The organism is Streptomyces sp. NPDC059895 (assembly GCF_042731035.1).
Classification (GTDB): domain Bacteria; phylum Actinomycetota; class Actinomycetes; order Streptomycetales; family Streptomycetaceae; genus Streptomyces.
This window is the reverse complement of record NZ_JBHWKO010000049.1, coordinates 1-21,450: the sequence shown is the minus strand read 5'-3', so window position 1 is coordinate 21,450 and position 21,450 is coordinate 1. Positions and strand designations below refer to the sequence as shown.

19 protein-coding genes are annotated in these 21,450 nt (G+C 73.9%); 11 read left to right on the top strand and 8 right to left on the bottom strand.

All coding sequences use genetic code 11. The annotated features are described in order from the left end of the window. Positions 1-3 precede the first annotated feature (3 nt). A complete protein-coding gene (locus tag ACFV9M_RS35215; protein ID WP_385076518.1) occupies positions 4-231 on the top strand; it encodes a phosphopantetheine-binding protein in 228 nt (75 codons plus the stop codon). Further along, a complete protein-coding gene (locus tag ACFV9M_RS35210) occupies positions 228-4,178 on the top strand; it encodes an amino acid adenylation domain-containing protein (protein WP_385076520.1) in 3,951 nt (1,316 codons plus the stop codon). Before ACFV9M_RS35215 ends, ACFV9M_RS35210 begins: the two co-directional genes overlap by 4 nt. On the opposite strand, the gene fes is transcribed toward ACFV9M_RS35210, so the two are convergent. After that, a complete protein-coding gene (gene fes / locus ACFV9M_RS35205) occupies positions 4,159-5,421 on the bottom strand; it encodes an enterochelin esterase (protein ID WP_385076522.1) in 1,263 nt (420 codons plus the stop codon). The genes ACFV9M_RS35210 and fes overlap by 20 nt on opposite strands. Before the next feature lie 137 nt (positions 5,422-5,558). On the opposite strand from fes, the gene ACFV9M_RS35200 reads away from it, so the two are divergent. From ACFV9M_RS35200 to hemC, 5 genes are all read left to right on the top strand, one after another. Next, complete coding sequence (locus ACFV9M_RS35200) at positions 5,559-7,382, top strand: hypothetical protein (protein WP_385076524.1); 1,824 nt, start codon at positions 5,559-5,561, stop codon at positions 7,380-7,382. A 106-nt stretch (positions 7,383-7,488) separates the two neighbouring features. Then, positions 7,489-8,535 carry a YncE family protein gene (locus ACFV9M_RS35195; protein ID WP_385076527.1) on the top strand — a complete coding sequence of 349 codons (1,047 nt, stop codon included), beginning with the start codon at positions 7,489-7,491 and terminating at the stop codon, positions 8,533-8,535. A gap of 222 nt (positions 8,536-8,757) precedes the next feature. Next, positions 8,758-9,717, top strand: coding sequence for a non-homologous end-joining DNA ligase (ligD, locus tag ACFV9M_RS35190; protein WP_385076564.1), 960 nt, complete (start codon positions 8,758-8,760; stop codon positions 9,715-9,717). A gap of 143 nt (positions 9,718-9,860) precedes the next feature. Next, positions 9,861-10,637, top strand: coding sequence for an NPP1 family protein (locus ACFV9M_RS35185; RefSeq protein ID WP_385076529.1), 777 nt, complete (start codon positions 9,861-9,863; stop codon positions 10,635-10,637). Between the two features lie 122 nt (positions 10,638-10,759). Next, entirely contained in the window at positions 10,760-11,695 is a 936-nt protein-coding gene (hemC, locus tag ACFV9M_RS35180; protein ID WP_385076532.1) for a hydroxymethylbilane synthase, read from the top strand. Positions 11,696-11,783: 88 nt separating this feature from the next. Here hemC and ACFV9M_RS35175 read toward each other — a convergent pair whose 3' ends face one another. The 4 genes from ACFV9M_RS35175 to ACFV9M_RS35160 all read right to left on the bottom strand — a co-directional run bounded on the left by ACFV9M_RS35175 (position 11,784) and on the right by ACFV9M_RS35160 (position 14,628). Continuing rightward, positions 11,784-12,305, bottom strand: coding sequence for a hypothetical protein (locus tag ACFV9M_RS35175; RefSeq protein WP_385076534.1), 522 nt, complete (start codon positions 12,303-12,305; stop codon positions 11,784-11,786). A gap of 205 nt (positions 12,306-12,510) precedes the next feature. Then, positions 12,511-13,371 (bottom strand): ABC transporter permease, encoded by an 861-nt coding sequence (locus ACFV9M_RS35170; protein ID WP_385076536.1) that lies wholly within the window; start codon positions 13,369-13,371, stop codon positions 12,511-12,513. Continuing rightward, complete coding sequence (locus ACFV9M_RS35165; RefSeq protein WP_385076539.1) at positions 13,331-14,170, bottom strand: ATP-binding cassette domain-containing protein; 840 nt, start codon at positions 14,168-14,170, stop codon at positions 13,331-13,333. The genes ACFV9M_RS35170 and ACFV9M_RS35165 overlap by 41 nt, the downstream gene beginning before the upstream one ends. Continuing rightward, positions 14,167-14,628 (bottom strand): MarR family winged helix-turn-helix transcriptional regulator, encoded by a 462-nt coding sequence (locus ACFV9M_RS35160; RefSeq protein WP_385076542.1) that lies wholly within the window; start codon positions 14,626-14,628, stop codon positions 14,167-14,169. The genes ACFV9M_RS35165 and ACFV9M_RS35160 overlap by 4 nt, the downstream gene beginning before the upstream one ends. 249 nt (positions 14,629-14,877) lie before the next feature. On the opposite strand from ACFV9M_RS35160, the gene ACFV9M_RS35155 reads away from it, so the two are divergent. Beyond that, the gene (locus ACFV9M_RS35155) at positions 14,878-15,669 is read left to right on the top strand and encodes an RNA polymerase sigma factor SigF (protein ID WP_385076545.1); all 792 of its coding nucleotides are present in this window, start codon (positions 14,878-14,880) and stop codon (positions 15,667-15,669) included. A gap of 31 nt (positions 15,670-15,700) precedes the next feature. Here the strand turns inward: ACFV9M_RS35155 and ACFV9M_RS35150 are convergent, their stop codons facing one another. After that, positions 15,701-16,048, bottom strand: a complete 348-nt coding sequence (locus ACFV9M_RS35150; RefSeq protein ID WP_385076548.1) for an ANTAR domain-containing protein — start codon at positions 16,046-16,048, stop codon at positions 15,701-15,703. A gap of 109 nt (positions 16,049-16,157) precedes the next feature. Here ACFV9M_RS35150 and ACFV9M_RS35145 point away from each other — a divergent pair, with 109 nt between their 5' ends. Then, complete coding sequence (locus ACFV9M_RS35145; protein ID WP_385076550.1) at positions 16,158-16,961, top strand: VOC family protein; 804 nt, start codon at positions 16,158-16,160, stop codon at positions 16,959-16,961. Positions 16,962-17,126: 165 nt separating this feature from the next. On the opposite strand, the gene glgX is transcribed toward ACFV9M_RS35145, so the two are convergent. Both glgX and ACFV9M_RS35135 read right to left on the bottom strand, forming a co-directional pair. Then, positions 17,127-19,274, bottom strand: a complete 2,148-nt coding sequence (gene glgX / locus ACFV9M_RS35140) for a glycogen debranching protein GlgX (protein ID WP_385076553.1) — start codon at positions 19,272-19,274, stop codon at positions 17,127-17,129. After that, the gene (locus ACFV9M_RS35135) at positions 19,271-19,783 is read right to left on the bottom strand and encodes a pep a2 (protein WP_385076556.1); all 513 of its coding nucleotides are present in this window, start codon (positions 19,781-19,783) and stop codon (positions 19,271-19,273) included. The genes glgX and ACFV9M_RS35135 overlap by 4 nt, the downstream gene beginning before the upstream one ends. A gap of 295 nt (positions 19,784-20,078) precedes the next feature. Here ACFV9M_RS35135 and ACFV9M_RS35130 point away from each other — a divergent pair, with 295 nt between their 5' ends. Both ACFV9M_RS35130 and ACFV9M_RS35125 read left to right on the top strand, forming a co-directional pair. Next, complete coding sequence (locus ACFV9M_RS35130) at positions 20,079-20,375, top strand: DUF5133 domain-containing protein (RefSeq protein ID WP_385076558.1); 297 nt, start codon at positions 20,079-20,081, stop codon at positions 20,373-20,375. Between the two features lie 415 nt (positions 20,376-20,790). Beyond that, on the top strand, positions 20,791-21,450 hold a 660-nt coding region (locus ACFV9M_RS35125; RefSeq protein WP_385076561.1), incomplete at its 3' end, for a maltotransferase domain-containing protein.

Below are 21,450 nucleotides of genomic sequence, written 5' to 3'. Positions count from 1 at the left end.
GCGATGGCCCTCACCACCGAACTGATCCGCGCCGACGTCGCCGACGTGCTCGGCGAGGAGCCCGAGGACATCCCGGTCGACGAGAACCTCCTCGACTACGGCCTGGACTCGGTCCGCATCATGACCCTGCTGGAGCGCTGGCGGCGCGAGCACGCCGTCACCGCGGACTTCGCGGACCTCGCCGAGCGGCCCGCCGTCGAGGCCTGGACCGCGCTGCTGGGGGCCGTATGAGCGCCCCGGCCCCCACCGAGGCCGTGCTGCCGCTGACGGCGGCCCAGTCGGGCATGTGGTTCGCGCAGGCCCTGGATCCGCTCAGCCCGGCCCAGAACACCGCCGAGTGCCTGCACCTCGACGGGCCCCTGGACGCGCGCGCGTTCGCGGAGGCCCTGCGCAGGGTCGCCGAGGAGGCGGAGGCACTGCGGGTCCGCGTCGAGGACACGGCCGACGGTCCGCGCCAGCACCTCGTCCCGGACGTCGAACTGCCGCTCACCGTGCTCGACCTGCGCGACACCGGGAAGACGGACGACGCCGAGGGGACGGGCCACGCCGAGGGGACGGGCCACGCCGAGGGGACGGGCGACGCCGAGGAGCGGGCGCAGGCGTGGATGCGCGCCGACCTCGCCCGGCCGTTCGACCTGGCGGCGGGACCGCTGTTCCGGCACGCCCTGATCCGGGTGGGCGACGAGCGGTGGCTGTGGTACCAGCGCATCCACCACCTGGTGATGGACGGCTTCGGCTACTCGCTGCTGGTGCGCCGCACCGCCGAGGTGTACTCGGCGCTGGTCCGCGGCGAGGAGCCGCCCGCCCGTACCTTCGGCCGCCTCGCCGACCTGGTCGCGGACGACACCGCGTACCGGTCCTCGGAAGCCTTCGCCGCCGACCGCGACCACTGGACGCGGGCCTTCGCCGACCGCCCCGAGGCGCCCCGCCTCGCGGGCCGCGGCGCACTGCCGTCCCGCACGTTCCACCGCCGCACGGCCCACCTCGCACCCGACGTCACCGACGGGCTGCGCGACCTCGCGGCACGGCTGCGGGCCACCTGGCCGGACGTGCTGATCGCGGCGCAGGCCCTGTACACCGCGCGGGCGACCGGGCGGCCGGACGTCGTCCTGGGGCTGCCGCTGATGGGCCGCATGGGCTCGGTGGCGCTGCGGGTGCCCGGCATGGTGATGAACGTCCTGCCCCTGCGGCTGTCCGTCACCCCCGAGGCGACCTTCGCCGACCTCGTCCGGCAGGTCGTGCTCGGCATCCGCGAGGTGCGCCGCCACCAGCGCTACCGCTACGAGGACATCCGCCGCGACCTGGGCCTGCTCGGCGAACAGCGCGGCTTGGTGGGCCCGTTGGTCAACGTCATGCCCTTCGACTACGGCGTGGACTTCGCGGGCACCCCGGCCCGCGCCCGCAACCTGTCCGCCGGCCCGGTCGACGACCTGACGGTCAACGTGTACGACCGCGCCGACGGCCGGGGGCTGCGCATCGACCACGACGGCAACCCCGCCCTGTACGACGAGGCCTCCCTCGCCGCCCACCAGGACCGGTTCCTGCACCTGGTGGAGCGTCTGACGGCCGCCGACCCGCACGGGCCGCTGGCCGCCCACCCGATCGCGACGCCCGCCGAACGGGCGCTGGTGGTGGAGGAGTTCAACCGCACGGACCACCCCGTGCCGCCGACCACACTGATCGGCCCCATCGAGGCACAGGCGGCGCGGACCCCGGACGCCACCGCGCTCGTGTACGGCGGCACCCGGCTGACGTACGCCGAACTCGACGCCCGCGCCAACCGGCTGGCGCACCACCTCCAGGGGCTCGGGGCGGGGCCGGGCGCGGTGGTGGCGGTGTCGGTGCCCCGCTCGGTGGAGCTGGTGGTGGCGCTGCTCGCGGCCTTGAAGGCGGGCGCCGCCTATCTGCCGCTCGACCCCGACTACCCGGCGCCCCGGCTGGCGTACATGCTGGAGGACGCTGCGCCGGTCTGCGCGATCGCCGACCGCGCGGACCGGCTCCCGCCGGACCCGAGGACGCCGGTCGTGGTGCTGGACGGCCTCGACGTCTCCGACTGCCCGGCGGTGCCCCCGGCACGGGCGCTCACGCCCGCCCACCCCGCGTACGTGATCTACACCTCCGGCTCCACGGGCCGGCCCAAGGGGGTCGTCGTACCGCACCGGGCGATCGACAACCGGCTGCGGTGGATGCAGCACGAGTACCGGCTCACCGCCGGCGACCGGGTGCTGCAGAAGACGCCGTCCTCCTTCGACGTGTCGGTCTGGGAGTTCTTCTGGCCGCTGCGGGAGGGCGCGACGCTGGTCGTCGCCGAGCCCGGCGCGCACAAGGACCCCGACCGCCTGGCCCGGCTGATCCATGAGCAGTCCGTGACCACCTGCCACTTCGTGCCGTCGATGCTCCAGGTGTTCCTGGGCGCGCCGGAGGCGGGCGGCTGCCGCGAGGTGCTGCGCCGGGTGTTCTGCAGCGGCGAGGCGCTGCCCCGGGAGACCGCGAACGCCTTCGGGCGGGCGCTGCCGGGCGTCGAGCTGCACAACCTGTACGGTCCGACGGAGGCCGCCGTCGACGTGTCGTACCACGCCTGCGCCCCCGAGGGCGCCGGTGCGGTGCCGATCGGCCGGCCGGTGTGGAACACCCGCCTGTACGTCCTCGACGCGGCGCTCCAGCCGTGCCCCCCGGGCGTGCCGGGGGAACTGTTCCTCGCGGGGGTGCAGTTGGCGGACGGCTACCTGCACCGGCCCGAGCTGACCGCGTCCCGGTTCGTGGACGACCCGTTCGGGCCGCCCGGCGGCCGGATGTACCGCACGGGCGACGTCGCCCGCTGGACCCCGGACGGCGAGGTGGAGTACCTCGGCCGCACCGACCACCAGGTCAAGCTGCGCGGGCAGCGGATCGAACTCGGCGAGATCGAGGCCGCGCTGGCGGCCCGGCCGGGCGTCGACGGGTCCTGCGCGCTGGTCCACGAGGACCGGCTGGTCGGGTACGTCACCGGAACCGCCGACCCGGTGGCGGTGCGCGCCGCGCTGGCGCGGGAGCTGCCGGAGCACATGGTGCCGGCGGCCGTGGTGGCCCTGGCGGAGTTCCCGCTCAGCCCGAACGGCAAGCTGGACCGCGGCCGGCTGCCCGCCCCCGTCTTCGCGGGCGGCGCGGACGGCCGTCCCCCGGCGACCGCGCGGGAGGAGACGCTGACCCGGCTCTTCGCCGAGGTGCTCGGTGTCGAGCGGGTCGGCCCCGACGACGCGTTCTTCGACCTCGGCGGCACCTCGCTGCTCGCGGTGCGGCTGGTGGCGCGGGTGCGCGAGGAGTGCGGGGCCGAGCTGACCATCGGATCGCTCTTCGAGGCGCCGACGCCGGCCGCGCTCGCCGCGCGCGTCGACGCGGCGGGACCGGCCGCGCGGGACGCCCTGGGCGTCGTCCTGCCGCTGCGGACCGAGGGCGGGCGGCCACCGCTGTTCGCGATCCACCCGGCGGGCGGACTCGCCTGGTGCTACGCGGGGCTCACCGCGCGCCTGGGGCCCGGACAGCCCCTGTACGGCATCCAGGCCCGTGGCCTGGCCGGGGACGAGCCGCTGCCGGCCACCCTGTGGGAGGAGGCCGCCGACTACGCCGGGCGGATCCGGGAGATCCGGCCGCGCGGCCCGTACCGGCTGATGGGGTGGTCGGTGGGCGGGATCCTCGCGCACGCCGTGGCCGTGCTGCTCCAGGAGGCCGGTGAGGAGGTCGAACTCCTCGCGCTGCTCGACGCGTTCCCGGCCGAGCAGTGGCGGGAGCGGCCCGCGCCGGAGGAGGGCGACGCGCTGACCGCCGTGCTGCGCATGGCGGGCTTCGACCGCACCGGCGAACGCACCCGCGAGGACGTCCTGGCCACCCTGCGCCGGGGCGGCAGCCCCCTCGCGGGCCTGTCCGACGCGACGCTGTCGAGGATCGTCGACATCGTGCCGAACCACGCCCGCATGATGCGCGAGCACCGGCACCGCGCCTACCGGGGCGACGTGCTGTTCTTCACGGCCGCCGCCCCGCGCCCCGAGGACTGGCTGACGCGGGAGGCGTGGCGGCCGCACGTGAGCGGCGCGATCGACAACCACGACCTGGACTGCACCCATCCGCAGCTGATGGCGGAGCGGTGGCTGGACGAGGTCGCGGTCCATCTCCGCGCGCGCCTCAAGGAGCTGGACGCATGAGCTCCACCAGTCCGTCGGCCATCTCGGTGCGCCAGCAGAGATAGTCGTGACCGCCGTTGAACTCCCGATAGGAGGAATCGTGACAGCCGAGAGCGGCCAGGGTGTCCCTGAGCCGGCGCGCGGCGGGCAGCGCCACCCACTCCTGCTCGCCGAAGGACAGCCGGAAACGCACCGGCGGCCGGGGCCGCTCGGCGAGGGCGCGGGTGAGCCACTCCGCGTCCGGGCCGACGGGCCACCAGAACGAGCCGGACTGCACCAGGACGTTGCCGAAGCGGTGCGGGGCGGCCAGTGCCGCGTAGGCGGCGGTGAGGCCGCCGAGGCTCTGTCCGGCGATCACGGTCCGTGCCGGGTCGTCGGTCAGCGGCAGGTGCCGGGCCGCCCACGGCAGCAGTTCGTCCGTGAGGTGGGCGACGTAATCGGGGCGGCAGGCCATCTCCCGCCAGCGGGTGGGCTCGTCCACCGCCTCCGGCAGCACGGCGGCCAGCGGCGGGACGCGGCCGTCCGCGATCAGGGTGTCGAGCAGCCGCGACACACCCAGCCGGGGCTCCCAGTGCTCGCCGTCCAGGAGCACCAGGACCGGAAGGTCACGCGCCGGTCCGTGCTCGCCGGGAGGCCGGTACAGCCAGACCCGGCGGGTGCCGCCCAGCCGGCCGCTGGGCACCCGGTGCTCGGTGACGGTGCCCCGGGCCGCCCCGGGCCGCGGTTCCCAGTCCACCGCCCGGGGCGCGGCGGGGAGTTCGGCGTACGGCACGGGGGTGCCGTCCCAGCGGTGCGGCAGCGAGCGGGGGTTGTACGGGTCGGTGCGGCGCCGGGTGCGCAGCCACCGCCAGTAGGCGGGGGTGCCCGCCTCGGGTCCGCCGCCCTCGTCGGCGTACAGGTCGTAGGTGCCGCGCCAGTCGTGGCGCAGACGGAGCGTCCAGTGCCACACGTCCGTCCCCGGAACCCGTTCCATCAGGTTGCCGGCAGGATCGCGCGGGTCGCCGAGCTTGTTGGGCAGGACCTGCACGGCGCGCGTGGCGGGGGTCCCGCGCCACAGGAACGTCACCGCCCGGTGGTCGGCGGTGCCCTGCGGGTCGGGGGCGACGAGCGGGGTGCCGGTGCGGCGGACCCGCTCCCAGAACTCCTCGACGCCGTCCGGCCCGGGCAGCGCGGCGGCCGGTGGCGTCAGGCGCGGCAGCGGGTGCGGGCGCGGCAGTCGGGGCGGGTGGTGCGGGGCGCCCTCGGGCGGCGCGGACCAGGACATACGGGCGGACTCCGGTGGGGTGAGGCACTGCTTCCGATACGGACCTTCCGATTAGGCAAGCCTAACCTCGCCTGTTCCCGCGCTCAGCGGCGCACCGCCCTCAGCAGCACATCTCTCATCTGCCAGGAGCAGTTCTCATGACCTCTCACAGACCCACCCCTGCCCGGCGGCTCGGCGGCCGGATGATCGCGCTGACCGCGGGCACGGCCCTCGGCATCGGCGGGCTGGCCATGGCCCTCCCCACGGTCGGAGACGCCCATGACACCGTGTCGCTGGCGGCGGAGGACGCGGCGTCGCCCGCGGTGACGCTCGGCACCACCACCGTCCAGGCCGGGGGCGAGGTGTCCTTCAGTGTCGCCGGGTTCCCGGCGAGCGGGACGCTCAGCGTCAAGTTCGACGACAAGACGCTGCTGAAGCAGTTCACCCTCGGCGCCGACGGCACCTTCTCGGGGGCGGTGACCGTCCCGGCCGACGCGAGCGCCGGGGCCGGGCACTGGCTGCGCTTCCTCGCCACGGGGACCAGCGTGCGCAGCGCGGACCTCACGGTGACCTCCGCGTCGTCGCCGTCGCCGTCGCCGTCGTCCTCGCCGGAGCCGTCCTCCTCTCCTTCGCCCTCGCCGTCGCCGTCGTCGTCCGCGGCGACACCGGCGGTGAAGCTCACCGGCGGCGCCTCGGTCACGGCGGGCACGAAGGTCTCGTTCAGCCTGTCCGGCTTCGTCAAGGGACAGACCGTCACGGTGAAGCTGGACGACAGCGCGATCCTCGAGCAGTTCGCGACAGCGGTGGCCGCGGACGGCACCTTCAGCGGCTCCGTGACGATCCCCGCGTCGACCTCGGCCGGCGCGCACTGGCTGCGCTTCCTGGCACCCGACCCGGCGACCAGCCTCAAGGCGGACATCGAGGTGACCGCGGCCTCCACCGGCAGCGGCGGCTCCTCCGGTGGCTCGTCGGGCGGCAGTTCCTCCGGCGGCAGTTCCTCCGGCGGCAGCTCTTCCGGCGGCAGTTCCTCCGGCGGTTCGGACAGCGGCTCGACCGGCAGCAGCGGGGCGGACAGCGGCTCTGGTTCGAGCAGCGGCGGCACCTCGTCCGCCTCCACCTCCGCGACCATCACCGCGGGCTCGCAGGTCGCCGCGGGCGGTAAGGTATCGTTCCAGGTCACGGGCTTCCCCGCCGGACAGCAGCTCACGGTCAAGCTGGACGACAGCGAGATCATCGGGCAGTGGCAGGGCGGGATCGGCTCGGACGGCTCCTTCTCGGGCAGCGTCACCGTCCCGACGGACACCCCGGCCGGATCCCACTGGCTGCGCTTCCTCGCCCCGAACCCGGCGACCAGCCTGAAGGCCTCCTTCACGGTCACCTCCTCCACCGCCGCCCCCACCGCCTCCTCCGGCACCACCTCGGGCACCGGCACCTCCGGCACGGGCACCGCGGGCACCTCCGCGACGCCGGTACCGGCCGCGTCCGGCGAGCCCGCCAGCGCCACCAACTCGGCGGGCGCGAAGGCGGAGATCACCGCGAGCGAGGTGCAGGCGGGCGGAACGCTGCACTTCCGGGTGACGAAGTTCCCCGCCGGACAGACCGTCACCATCAAGCTCGACGACGAGGCCATCCTCGGCCAGTGGACGGCCGACGCGCAGGGCTCGTACGAGGGTGATGTCACGGTGCCCGCGGACACCGCGCCCGGCGCGCACTGGCTGCGCTTCCTCGCGCCGAACCCGCCGACCTCGCTGAAGGTCGAGTTCACCGTGGCGGAGGCGGGCGGCGCGCAGACCTCGTCCACCGCCGCCCCCGGCACGACGGAGAAGACCCTCGCCGCGGCCGCCTCGATCGAGGCCCCGGTCTCCTACGCCACCATCGCCTGGTCGGCGGGCGCCGCCGCCGCGGGCGGGGCCGCCGGAGCCGCGGCCACCACGCTGTTCGTCGTACGCCGCCGCCCCTCCGGGGCACCGGCCGGCAGCTGACGGACCCCCACAGACCCCGGCACGCATCCCGTGCCGGCCGGGCCGCCCCGCTTCCCGGGGCGCCCGTATCTCCCACCAGTTCCTGTTCCTGAGGAGTACATCCATCATGACCAGCATCGACCGTCGTCGTGCCCTGACCTCGGCGGCCATCGCCGTCGTCCTCACCGCCGGCTCCTCCGTGGCGCTGGCCGGCACCGCGTCGGCGCAGTCGGCCGCCGCCCCGACGGCGACCACCGTGTCGCTCGCGGCCGGCCAGTACCAGTCCGCCTACTCCGAGCGCAACGACGCGCTCTGGGTGACCACCTCCGTGGGCCGGGCGGCCAACCCGACCGCCCTGCTGAAGGTCGACCCGAAGACCCTGGCGGTCGAGCAGACGATCACCCCGCCGGTCGCCGACGCCACCACCGGCACCCTCGAGGGCGTGTACGGCGTGGCCGTGGACGACGAGCACAACACCGTGTGGGTGACCAACACCCGCGTGAACACGGTCGCCGTCTACAGCCAGAAGACCGGCGAGCACCTCGCCACCCTGCCGAACGTCGCCCACGCCCGCGAGATCGTGGTGGACGAGGAGCACAACACCGTGTGGGCCAGCGCCTTCACCGGCGCCGCACTCGTCGCGTTCGACTCCAAGACCCTGACGGAGAAGAAGCGCGTCACGGTCGAGGGTTCGGGCCCGGCCGGTCTCGCCGTCGACGAGAAGACCGGCACGGTCTACGCCACGGACCTCAACAACGACCGGATCATCGAGGTCACCCGCGACTCGGACACCCCGCGCCTGATCCCGGCCGGTGACGGCCCGATCTCCGTCGCGCTGTCGAAGAACGGCCGCACGGCCTACACGGCGGACCAGACCGCGGGCACCCTCTCGGTCGTCGACCTGCGCACGGGCACGGTCACCAAGACCATCGCCACCGGCGCGGGCGCGCTGTCGCTCGACACCGACGACCGCTCGGGTGACGTCGTCGTGGTCAACCGCACCGCCGCCACCGCCACGGTCGTCGACCCGGGCAAGGGCGTCGTCGAGGCGACGGTCGCCACCGGCGCGAACCCCAACCACGTGGAGGTCGCCGACGGCGTCGCCTACGTGGTCGACAAGTCGGGTGCCGGTGAGAACGGCGCCGACACGGTGACGGTCATCGACCTGCACTGAGAAGGAGCCCCGGCGGATCGGACGCCGGGGCACTCCGCCCCCCGCCGCACGGCGGGGGGCGGGTCCGCACCACGGCGGCCCGGGCGGTCTCGTCCCGGGCCGCCCTGGTGCGGCCCTCGCCGGGGACGGCCCCCTCCGTTCGGGCGAAAGGCCCGAGGGGCGCGCGTGGCGCGCGGCGGACGCGTCGACACCTCACCCGTGACCCTGCCGCTGATCGCCCCCATGCTCGCCACCCCCGGCTCGCTCCCGCCCGCGGCACAGGACACCCGCTGGGCCTACGAGACCAAGCAGGACGGACAGCGGGCCGTGGTCTACCTGGCCGGCGACGGGAGCCTGGTGCTGCGCGCCCGGTCGGGGCAGGACATCACCGCCGCCTACCCCGAACTGCGCCCGCTCGGTGCCGCGCTGGGCCGCACGGCCGCCGTCCTGGACGGGGAGGTGCTGGCGCTGGACCAGCGGGGCCGGGCCGACTTCCAGTCGCTCCAGTCCCGGATGGGGCTGGCCGGGTCGCCGGGCAGGGCCGCGCGGCTCGCGGCGACGGCACCCGTCCACCTGGTCCTGTTCGACGTGATGCACCTGGACGGCCGCTCGCTCGTGCGCCTGCCCTACCTGCGGCGGCGCGCCCGGTTGGAGGAGCTGGGCCTGGACGGGCCGTTCTGGTCGACGCCCGGCGCGCTCGTCGGGCACGGACGGCAGGCCCTCGACGCCACCCGCGCGCACGGTCTGGAGGGGCTGGTCTGCAAGCGGCTGGACTCCGTGTACGAGCCCGGTGTGCGCTCCCGGGCCTGGATCAAGATCCGCAACATGCGCACCGCGGACGTCCTGGTGGGCGGCTGGCTGCCCGGGAAGGGCCGGCTCACCGGGCTGCCCGGCGCCCTCCTGGCCGGACAGCGGGCGGGCCGCGACCTGCGGTACGTCGGCAGCGTGGGCACCGGCTGGAGCGAGGCCGAACGCACCGGCCTCGCGGCCCTGTTGCGGACGCTGGCGACCGACGTGTGCCCGTTCACGCCGGTGCCGCGCGCGCCGGGTGCCCACTGGGTGCTGCCCCGGCTGGTGGGCGAGGTCCGCTTCAGCACCCGCACCCGGGCCGGACTGCTGCGCCAGCCGTCCTGGCTGCGGCTGCGCACCGACCTCACCCCCGAGGAGTCCGCGGCCGACCTCCCGGACGCCCCGGAGTCCTGACGCGGTCTCGGCGATCAAGTGTTGGGCTGCGCTTCACCGCGGATACGCCCACACCCTCTTGGCGTGGACATGAGGGTCAGGGAAGCTGAACTTCCCTTTCCCCCACAGCCGTTCGGCTGCGCCCGGACCCCGAGGAGGACGCAGTGTCGTCACCCCGCAGCAAGGCCCACCGCAGGAGATGGCTCACCGGACTCGCCGGTGCGGCCGCGCTCGTCGTCGCCTTCCCCACCGCCGCCTTCGCGGCCCCTCCGACGGCGCTGCCGGCCAACGCCGAGGCCGCCGAGCTGACCTACCAGCCGGCGTTCGACTACGACACCGACGGCTGTTACTCCACCCCCGCGATCGGCCCCGACGGCACCGTCAACGGCGGCCTGAACCCGACCGGCGCCCTCAACGGCAGCTGCCGCGACGCCTCCGACCTGGACAACACCAACAGCTACTCGCGCTACAAGTGCAACAACGGCTGGTGCGCCTACCTCTACGGCCTGTACTTCGAGAAGGACCAGGCCGTGGCGGGCAGCAGCATCGGCGGGCACCGCCACGACTGGGAGCACGTCGTGGTCTGGGTGCAGAACAACCAGGTGCAGTACGTCTCGACGTCCAACCACGGCTCGTTCACCGTCACCGCGGCCTCCGGGGTCCGTTTCGACGGCACGCACGCCAAGGTCGTGTACCACAAGGACGGTGTCAGCACCCACTGCTTCCGGCTGGCCGACTCCGGCGACGAGCCGCCGGAGAACCACGAGGGCACCTGGCAGTACCCGCCGCTGGTCGGCTGGAACGGCTACCCGGCGGGCCTGCGCGACACCTTGAGCGCCTACGACTTCGGCAGCGCCAACTTCGGCCTGAAGGACGCCAATTTCGCCGCCCACCTGGCGTCGGCGGAGCCGTCCGGCCTAGCCTTCGACCCCTACGCCTGAGCCGGCGCCGGGAACCGGTCCCCAGGCACAGGACCGGTCCCCGGGCACGGGACCGGTTCCCGGCGCCCGGAGCGGGGCGGTCCGGCACGGAGACGTCCCCTGGAGGGTCTATGGTGTCCCGCATGTCCGTCCCGGAACTCATCCGCATCGTCTCCCGCGACTCGCCCATGGCCCTGGCCCAGGTGGAGCGCGTCCGCGCCGAGTTGGCCGTACTGCACCCCGGTGTGCGCACCGAGGTCGTCCCCGTGAAGACCACCGGTGACAAGTGGATGGGGGACCTGTCCGAGGTCGAGGGCAAGGGGGCGTTCACCAAGGAGGTGGACGCGGCGCTGCTGGCCGGCGAGGCGGATCTCGCGGTGCACTGCGTCAAGGACGTCCCGGCGGACCGGCCGCTGCCCGCGGGGACGGTGTTCGCCGCCTTCCTGAAGCGGGACGACATCCGCGACGCCCTGGTGCACCCCGGCGGGCTCACCCTCGACGAGCTGCCGCCGGGGACCCGCGTCGGCACCTCCTCGGTGCGCCGGGTCGCCCAACTGGCCGCCACCCATCCGCACCTGGAGTGCGTGCCGTTCCGCGGCAACGCCAACCGGCGGCTGGCGAAGCTGGCGGCGGGCGAGGCGGACGCGCTGCTGCTCGCGGTCTCCGGGCTGGAGCGCATCGGCCGGACGGACGTGATCAGCGAGGTGCTCTCGCCGGAGACGATGATGCCGCCGATCGGGGCGGGCGCCCTCGCCCTGCAGTGCCGGGAGGGCGACACCGCCCTCGTCGACGCCGTCAGCGGGCTGGGGGATCCCGCCACCCACCGGGAGACCGCCGCCGAGCGCATGTTCCTGCACGTGCTCCAGGGGCACTGCAACAGCCCGATCGCCGGGTACGCGCGCGTGGACCGCAGCGGCGAACTGTCCCTGCGCGCCTGTGTGTTCACCCCGGACGGCAAGACCCGGCTGAACGCCCACGAGTGGGCGGGCCGGCTCGACCCGGCCACGCTCGGCACGTCGGTGGCCGTCGCGCTGCTGCGTCAGGGCGCCCGCGAGATCATCGACGGCATCCCCCACTGAGGCATCCCCCACTGAGGCGTCCCCCCGCTGGAGCGGGCGCCACCGAGGCGGGCGCCGCCTCGGCGCGGACACCGCGGCGGGCGGGCCGTCAGGCGGTGCCCTCCTCGGCCTGGTCCCGCAGGAAGTTGCTCACCTGGCGGGCCAGGCTCTCCCGGCCCGCGCCGGCCGGTGCGCCGGCCGTCCCCTCGTGCAGTCCGAGGCCGCCCGCCCACATCCGGCGCCCGGCCCACTCCTCGTCGACGCGCAGTTGGACCTGGATGTCCACCTGGCCGAGCGCGGCCTCCGGTCCGGCGGCGTACAGGACGGCGGTGGCGCGGCGCAGCGGGTAGACGTCGAAGCCCTCGATGAACTGCGAGTTGCGCCAGTCGACGAAGGCGCTCTCCCCGTCGGGGCCGATCCGCACGTCGAGCTGCCCGTCCTCGAGGTGCACGCCGAAGCCGCGCTCGCCGCGGTTCTCGACGGTCACCCGCAGACAGAAGTACGTCAGTCCCTCGGCCGCGTCGTCGCGCCCGCGCGGCGGCTCGGCCCGCTCCAGACGGTGGACGCGGACCCGCAGACCGGCGTGCTCGTCGTACTCCTGCCAGTCCCCGACCACGTTCGGCTCGTACACGGTCCACCTCTCGACTTGCTACGGGCTGCTTCCTATCCGTGTGCTCTGTGCACTGTCAAATGAGCGGGAATGCGCGGTGGCCAGGCGGTTCACCCCTTTTGATCGCCGATCAAGCCGTGCGCAGGCACGATCCGTCCGAGGGCCGCGCGCGGGCGGCCCGCGGGCGTGCCGCACATCACGTCACACCCGTCACCTCCCGGCGAGATCAGCGGGCCAGCCGGCCCAGCAGGGAGGAGGCCGCGGTGATGCCGAGGGCGGCCGCCACGATCAGCACCCCGAAGTCGAGCGCGAGGTGCGCCGGCGTGCCGAGGAGGAGGCCGCGCAGGGCGTCCACCTCGTAGCTGAGGGGGTTGACCCGGCTGACCGCCTGGAGCCAGCCCGGCATGACGTCGAGGGGGTAGAGGGCGTTGGAGCCGAAGAACAGGGGCATGGTGATCGCCTGGCCGAAGCCCATCAGGCGGTCGCGGCTGAGGACGATGCCCGCGATGGTCATCGACAGACAGGCGAAGAAGGCCGATCCGAGGACGACGATCGCGGCGACGCCGAGCAGCCTGAGCGGGTTCCAGGTCAGCGCGACGCCCAGCAGGGCGGCGATGACGATCACGACGACCGCCTGGATCACCGACTTCACCCCGGCCGCGAACGCCTTGCCGGTGATGAGGGCGGAGCGCGGAGTCGGCGTCACGAGCAGCTTGTTGAGGATGCCCGCGTCGCGTTCCCAGATGATGTGGATGCCGTAGAAGATGGCGATGAACATCGCGGACTGGGCGATGATGCCGGGCGCCAGGTAGTCGATGTAGGGGATGCCGCCGGTGGGGATCGCCTTGATGCGGGTGAAGGTCTGACCGAAGATCAGCAGCCAGAGGGCGGGCTGGACCGCCCGGGTGTACAGCTCGGTGCGGTCGTGGCGCAGCTTCTGGAGTTCGACCGCGCACATCGCGGCGACGCGGGCCGGCACCAGCCGCCAGCCCGCCCGGGGTTCGGGCGGGCGCACCAGCAGGCCGATGCCCTGGGCCCGGGCGCGGTCAGCCGACACGCTGGGCGGTGCGGCGGGTGCTTCGGACATCGCGGAAGTCTCCTGACTGGTCGTCGAGGCCGCTGCCGGCGACGTCACGGAAGACGTCCTCCAGGGTCGGCAGCGGGTCCGTGGCCTGGGCGCCCCGGCGTTCGCCGAGTCCGCGGCGCAGTTCGGCCGGGGTGCCGAGGGCGCGGATGCGGCCGTGGTGCATCAGGCCGACCCGGTCGCAGTAGTGGTCGGCCTCGTCCATGTAGTGGGTGGTGACCAGGACGGTCATGCCGGTGGCCTCGCGGACGGCGGTGATGTGCTCCCAGACGCTGGTCCGGGCGATCGGGTCGAGGCCGATGGTCGGCTCGTCGAGGATCAGCAGCCTCGGCGCGCTGACCAGTGCCTGGGCCAGTTCGAGCCGCCGGATCATGCCACCGGAGTAGGTGCCGGCGAGCCGGTCGGCGGCGTCCGTGAGGTCGACGGCGGCCAGGGCCTGGGCGACCCGTTCGGCGCGTTCGCGGCGCGGCACGTCGAAGACCCGGGCGAACAGGGAGACGTTCTCCCGGCCGGTGAGGCTCGCGTCGGCGGACAGTTGCTGCGGCACGTAGCCGAGCAGCCGTCGTACGGCCATGCGCTCCTTGGCCGCGTCGTGGCCGAAGACGTGGACCATGCCGGAGGGCACCGGCAGCAGGGTGGTGACGCAGCGGATCGCCGTGGTCTTGCCGGCGCCGTTCGGGCCGAGCAGGCCGAAGACCTCGCCCTCCCGGACGGTCAGGTCGAGCCCGTCGACGGCCTTGGTGTCACCGAAGGCGTAGGCGAGCCGGGTGCAGGCGACGGCGTCGGGGGTGGTGGTCGTCATGATTCCTCGGCCTCCTCGTGCAGGTGGACGGCGAGTGTGCGCAGGGCGGGGAGCGCGGCGCGCAGGGCCGCCCGGTCGGACGCGTCCAGACGGGCGAGATGCCGGCCGACGAGCGCGGCGCGGCGCCGCTTCCAGTCCCGCAGCCGGGCCTCGGACGACGGAGTGAGCAGCAGGCGCGCGGCCCGCCGGTCGGCGGGGTCGGTCTCCCGCACCAGGTGGCCGTCGCGGACCAGTTGGTTGACGAGCGTCGAGACGGAGTTGCCCGCCAGGCCGAGCTCCTTGGCCGCGTCCGAGACACCGACGCCGGGGCGGGCCTCGACGAGCCGCAGCAGCTCGACCTCGGCGCCCCGCAGCCGGGGCACGGTCAGCCCGGCGCGCAGCCGGCGTCTGAGCAGCCGCTGGACGCCGACGAGCGCGTCGGCCAGCTCTTCGGGGAAGGTTTCGGTCTCCGCGTCCACCCGGCCGAGATTACCTCTGTGTCAGAGACAACTGCACCAAGAACAGGTCAAGACAAAACCAGTCAATAACCGTACAACTGTTTCAGAAATACCTAATCCGGGCATGAGCAGGGATGTGCTTCGGACAGGAGGCACGTCCGTGGGACCCTGCCGCGCCGGCCGCCCCGGGTGACCTCACCGCCGGGTCCGAGGCCCGTGTCCCACGGTGTCCGTCCATCCACCGGCACCTTCCTGTGGGAGGCGCGCGTGATGCGTACCACCGTCAGAACCAGGCAGCACCCCCACGACGACGCCCCGGACACGGCCGAGTCCTTCGTACGGCTCGCCCAGCTGCCCGAGGGGCCCGAACGGCGAGCGCTGCGGGACGAGCTGGTCCGCCTGTGGCTGCCCATGGCCGAGCGGATCGCCGTCCGTTTCCGGGGCCGCGGCGAGGCCCTCGAGGACCTCTACCAGGTGGCGGCCCTGGGACTCGTCAAGGCCGTCGACCACTACGACCCCGACCGCGGCCGCGCGTTCGAGGCCTACGCCGTGCCGACGATCACCGGGGAGATCAAACGGCACTTCCGGGACCACATGTGGACCCTCCACGTGCCGCGCCGGGTCCAGGACCTGCGCAACCGGGTGCGGCATGCCGTCAAGGAACTCTCCCAGACCACCTCGGGACGGCCGCCCACGATCGCCGAGATCGCCGAGTTCACGCACCTGAGCGAGGACGAGGTGCGCACCGGGATGGAGGCGCTGGAGTGCTTCACCGCGCTGTCCCTGGAGGCGCAGATGCCCGGCACCGACGGCTACGCCCTGGAGGACGCGCTCGGCGACCCCGACCCCGCCTTCGACACGGTGGTCGACCGGGTGGCGGTCACCCCGAGCCTGCGGGCGCTGCCGGAGCGCGAGCGGACCATCCTGTACCTGCGCTTCTTCGGCGGGATGACCCAGAGCTGCATCGCCGAGCAGCTCGGTATCTCGCAGATGCACGTCTCGCGGCTGCTCAGCGGCTGCTTCGCCAGGCTGCGCGAGGAAATCGTGCCGGAGGCGAACTGACGGCCACCCCTGGGGCGAGCCGACACCGACGTCAGCCCACCGGCCCGTCCGGCGCGGCCCCGCCCGGCACCCGGGCGGGGCCGTGCCGGACGAGCAGTTCCTCCAGCTCCGCCCGGATCTCCTCGGGCAGGTGCCCGCCGCGCCCCCACAGGAGGATGAGCTCGGCGACGGTGCGGAGCTTGATGTTGGTGTGCTGGGAGACCTCGCGCAGGACGGTCCATCCCTCGTCCGGCGTCATCCGGCCCAGCGCCACGACCACGCCGATCGCCTGGTCGACCACGGCATGGGAGGCGACGGCCTCCTTGAGCTGGTCGACCTCCCGCTGGAGCGCGAAGATCCGGTCTGTTTCGTCGGGTATTCCGTGCGGTACTCGTGACACCCCTCCATCGTGCCACCGGCTCTCCCGGCAGGCGCCGTGAGCGGGTGCGGCCGGACACTGGAAAAGGGACCCCTCCGGCCGCCGCTCACAGATCAGGAACGCGAGTGCCATGAACGATGACCCGAAACCCGGCCCCGGTGCGAAGGAGGTCGTCTCCACGCACTCCGTGTTCGGCGCGCCCTGCTGGGTGAGCCTGACCAGCCGCGACCTGGAGGCCACCCAGGACTTCTACTCCGCCGTCCTCGGCTGGGAGTGGCGCCGGGGCAGGCTCGGCGACCACTTCCGGACGGCGCTGGTCGGCGGCGTCCCGGTGGCGGGCGTCGCCGCCGTCGCGGCGATGTGGCAGATGGCGGTCGCCTGGACCCCGTACTTCGCGGTGCCGAGCGCGGACGTGGCCGCCTCCCGGGCCCGGGAGCGCGGCGGCACGGCGGCCGTCGGCCCGATCTCCCTGCCGCCCGGCCGGGCGGCGCTCCTCGCCGACCGGGACGGCGCGACCTTCGGTGTCTGGGAGGGAGCGCTGAACAGCAAGTGGGAGGTCTGGCGGCAGGCGGCCCCCACCTTCATCCGGCTGCACACCCGCGACGCCTTCGACTCCGCCATGTTCTACGGCGAGATCCTCGACTGGGCCTCGGACCGGCCGGGCTGCTGCCAGGTCCACTACGAGGGCGGCGAGGTGGTGCTGCGCAGCCGGGGCGACGTCGTGGCCCGGATCGAGTCGGGCGCGCTGGAGGCGGCACCCGACCCGACGATCCGGCCGCACTGGCAGGTCCACTTCGCCGTCGCGGACGTGGCGGCCTGCGCGCGGGCCGCGGAGCGGCACGGCGGAAGCGTGCTGGGCAAGGCCTTCGACGAGGCCGTGCTGCGGGACCCCGACGGCGCCCAGTTCACGGTGACCTCGCACCGGGACCGCTGAGACCCCGCGTCCGGACGGCCGGGGCGGGCACCCTCCGGACAGCCGGGGCGGGCACCCTCCAGACAGCCGGGGCGGGCACCCTCCAGACAGCCGGGGCGGGCGCCGCGCCCGGCGCTCTCCGTCGCCCCGGCCGCCCGCCCCGCCTACTCGGCCTGCCCGTCCCGCCTACTCGGCGCGCCTGGGCGGCCGGGAGAGCACGAGCAGGCTGCGGGCCTCCACGGTGACCTCGGTGCCCGCCTTGTGCTCGGTCTCGTCCGGGCCGCCGTCGGGCTGCACCGTGTCGACGCACACTGTCCAGCGCTCCCCGTACCGGGGGCCGGGCAGCCGGAAGACGACCGGTTCCCAGTAGCTGTTGAGCAGCAGCAGGAAGGAGTCGTCGACGACGGGCCGGCCCTGCGGGTCGGGTTCGGCGATCGCGTCGCCGTTGAGGAAGACGCCGACGCAGTGCGCGTCGGAGCGCCGCCAGTCGGCGTCGGCCATCTCGCGCGCGTCCGGCAGCAGCCACACCAGGTCGGGCAGTGGCTGCCCGGCGTGCGTCGCCGTCGCGCCGCGGAAGAACCGGCGCCGGCGCAGGACGGGGTGGGCGGCGCGCAGGGACACCATGCGCCGGGTGAAGCCGACGAGGTCGCGCCGCTCCCCCGTGAGCCGCCAGTCGATCCAGGAGATCTCGTTGTCCTGGCAGTAGGCGTTGTTGTTGCCGCGCTGGGTGCGCCCGAGTTCGTCGCCGTGGCAGAGCATCGGGATGCCCTGCGACAGCAGCAGGGTGGCGAGGAGGTTGCGCTGCTGGCGGGCGCGCAGCTCCCGTACCTCCGGGTCGTGGCTCTCGCCCTCCACCCCGCAGTTCCAGGACCGGTTGTGGCTCTCGCCGTCGCGGTTGTCCTCGCCGTTGGCCTCGTTGTGCTTGTCGTTGTACGAGACGAGGTCGCGGAGCGTGAACCCGTCGTGCGCGGTCACGAAGTTGACGCTGGCGCGCGGACGGCGCCGGCTGTGGGCGTAGAGGTCGGCGGAGCCGGTCAGGCGGGAGGCGAACTCGGCGAGCGAGCCCGGTTCGGCGCGCCAGAAGTCCCGTACCGCGTCGCGGTAGCGGCCGTTCCACTCCGACCACAGGGGCGGGAAGTTGCCGACCTGGTAGCCGCCCTCGCCGACGTCCCACGGCTCGGCGATGAGCTTGACACGGCTGATCACGGGATCCTGCTGGATCAGGTCGAAGAACGCCGACAGCCGGGACACCTCGTGGAACTGCCGGGCCAGCGTGGCCGCGAGGTCGAAGCGGAAGCCGTCGACGTGCATCTCGGTCACCCAGTACCGCAGCGAGTCCATGATCAGCTGGAGGACGTGGGGGTGCCGCATCAGCAGGCTGTTGCCGGTGCCGGTGGTGTCGTAGTAGTGCGCCCAGTCCCCGTCCACCAGGCGGTAGTAGGAGGCGTTGTCGATGCCGCGGAAGGAGAGGGTGGGGCCCCTCTCGTTGCCCTCGGCGGTGTGGTTGTAGACGACGTCGAGGATCACTTCGAGGCCCGCCGCGTGCAGCGCCTTCACCATCGCCTTGAACTCGGCGACCTGCTGCCCCCGGGTGCCGTGGGCGGCGTAGGCGTTGTGCGGGGCGAAGAAGCCGATGGTGTTGTACCCCCAGTAGTTGGACAGGCCGCGGTCCTTCAGGACGCCGTCCTGCACGTACTGGTGCACCGGCATCAGCTCGATCGCCGTCACGCCGAGCGAGGTGAGGTGCCCGGTCACCGCGGGGTGCGCCAGGCCGGCGTAGGTGCCGCGCAGCCCGGGCGGGACGTCGGGGTGGGTGCGGGTCAGACCGCGCGCATGGGCCTCGTAGATGACCGTGTCGGCGTACGCGCGTTGCGGCGGGCGGTCGTCGCCCCAGTCGAAGGAGGGGTCGGTGACGACGCCGAGCAGGGTGTGCCCGGCGCTGTCCCTCGGGTCAGGGCGCCCGCCCGCCCGTTCGAAGAGGGAGGCGTGGTTGTCGACCTGGCCGTCGACGGCCCGGGCGTACGGGTCGAGGAGCAGCTTGGCCGGGTTGCAGCGGTGCCCGGAGGCCGGCGCCCAGGGCCCGTGCACCCGGTAGCCGTAGCGCTGCCCCGGGCCCACCCCGGGCAGGTAGGCGTGCCAGACGAACCCGTCGACCTCGCTCATCGTCACGCCCCGGGTGCCGCCGTCGTCGTCGACCAGGACCAGGTCGACACGCTGGGCGACCTCGCTGAACAGGGCGAAGTTGGTGCCCTCGCCGTCGTGGTCGGCGCCCAGCGGGTAGGGGCGCCCGCTCCACACGGGCACCCCTGGGCCGCGGTGGGTCCGCGAGGTCACCGAGCTCCCTCCAGGACGCCGTCCGCCTCGTCCGCGGGGGCGGCGAGGGCCGCCACGGGCACGGTGCGCGGCACCTGGAGATCCTCCCGCAGGCTGGGCTCCGGCGCGGTGGGCACCAGGGGGACGCGCTCGCCGGCGCGGGCCCGTTGCGAGAACCAGATGACCACGCTGCCGGCACCGGTGGCGCAGCAGCCCCAGCCGTCGCTGGTCTCGGCGATGTGCTCCAGGCAGCCGCGCAGGTCCTGGTCGGGGCGCAGGTCCCGGTCGCGGCCCCCGACGGCGGTGATCAGGTGCTGGCCGTTCCACCACATCTCGATCGAGGTGTGCTTGTCCGTGGCGTGCTCGTCGATGGCCCGCAGGAGCATCTCGGCTCCGCGGCAGACGGGCTCGACGAGGTTCTCCAGGCTCCAGTGCCGGAGGTGCGCGGCCAGGATGCGCCTGACCTGTCCGGCCCGTTCCGGGCTCACGTCCACGTCGAGGTGGTAGTAGCAGGGCACTGCGGTCTTCATCGTCGTTGGCTCCTCACAGGCGAGGCTCTCGCCTCCTCATCGGTCGGACGGACCGAGCCCCGAACACGAAGCGTGAGCGTTGTTCGCTCCTGAGTCACAACCACAGTGCGACCGCTACGCCATTCGTGCAACACGAGCACACCACTACCAAGATCCAACAGGACGTTGGGTGGTCAGCCGTGCACCATAAGTGAAGGCCTCGGGAGGTTTGACGGTTTCGCACCTCTGCGTACAGGGCCGACCCGCTCGCCGCGGGGCGATGTACCCCTCGAACTCCCGGAAGGTGAACAGCGCCATGCTGCTACCAGCCAAGACCGAAGTGGCCAGACGTCTGCGCAGTTACCGCGCCTGGGAGCGCGCGATGCTCGCCTGTCCGGGTGACGTCGCGGTGCGCGCCACTTTCGAGGACTGCGGTTACACCCTCTGCGTGCTGATGGGCAAGCGTTGCGCCCGGGAGGCCGCGGACGCCGCCGAGCAGTATCTGCGCGGCGCTTCGGACGCCCTCCCCCGGCGAGGCGGGCGCAAGCGCAGGAACGGCGTCGCACGGGTGTCGGCGACCAGGGCCGTGCCGCATCTCGCGGCGGAGCGTTAGCAGGTCGTCGCACCGACCAGGGCGTTTCGCCCGTACGGCGGCGGCAGACGGTACGGCCGCGGGCAGCGCGCGACGGCGGCAGACGGTCCGGCCGCGGGCAGCGCGCGACGGCGGCAGGCGGCACGGCGGCGGCGACAGGTGGCAGGCGGCACGGCGGCGGCAGGCGGCACGGCGGCGGGCAGTCAGGCTCAGGCAGGACCGCGGTGGCGGGCGGGCGCGACAGGCAGGCAGGACGGCGGGCGGCGCGTCGGCGGCAGGCACGAGACGCACAGCGGGCGGCGCGACGGCGCGACGGCGGGCGGCGCGTCGGCGGGTGAGGCCACAACGGGCGAGGCCACAACGGGCGGACAGCGGGCGACAGCGGGCGACGGAAGCCCTATTCAATGGCGCGTTTTCGGTACAGCGGAGGTGCAGCGTGAGGTCCACCAGAGCGATCGGCCGTATCCCGGTGCGGGACGTCCAGCCGCTTGTGGAGTGCGGCAGGCGACCGGCCAAGTCCGTGATCGGGGAGACGTTCCCGATCACGGCGACGGTGTTCCGCGAGGGCCATGACGCCGTCGGCGCGAACGTGGTCCTCAAGGGCCCCGACGGCCGCCGTGGACCGTGGACGCCGATGCGGGAACTCGCCCCCGGCACCGACCGCTGGGGCACGGAGGTGACGCTCCACGAGGTGGGCCACTGGACGTACACGGTGGAGGCCTGGGGCGACCCGGTCACCACCTGGCGCCGGACCGCCCAGATCAAGATCCCGGCGGGCGTCGACACGGGTCTCGTCCTGGAGGAGGGCGGCCGGCTCCACGAGCGGGCCGCCGCCCGGGTGCCCCGCGGGCCGGCCCGTGCGGTGCTGCGGGAGGCCGCGCGCAAACTGCTCGACGACTCACTGCCGGTGGCCGAGCGCCACGCCGCGGCGCTGGCCCCAAAGGTGCGGGAGGTCCTGGACCGCCACCCCTTCCGGGAGTTCGTCTCGGCCGGCCCCTCCGTGCCGCTGCTGGTGGAGCGGGAACGGGCCCTGTACGGCGCGTGGTACGAGTTCTTCCCCCGCTCGGAAGGGACGCCCGAGCGCCCGCACGGAACG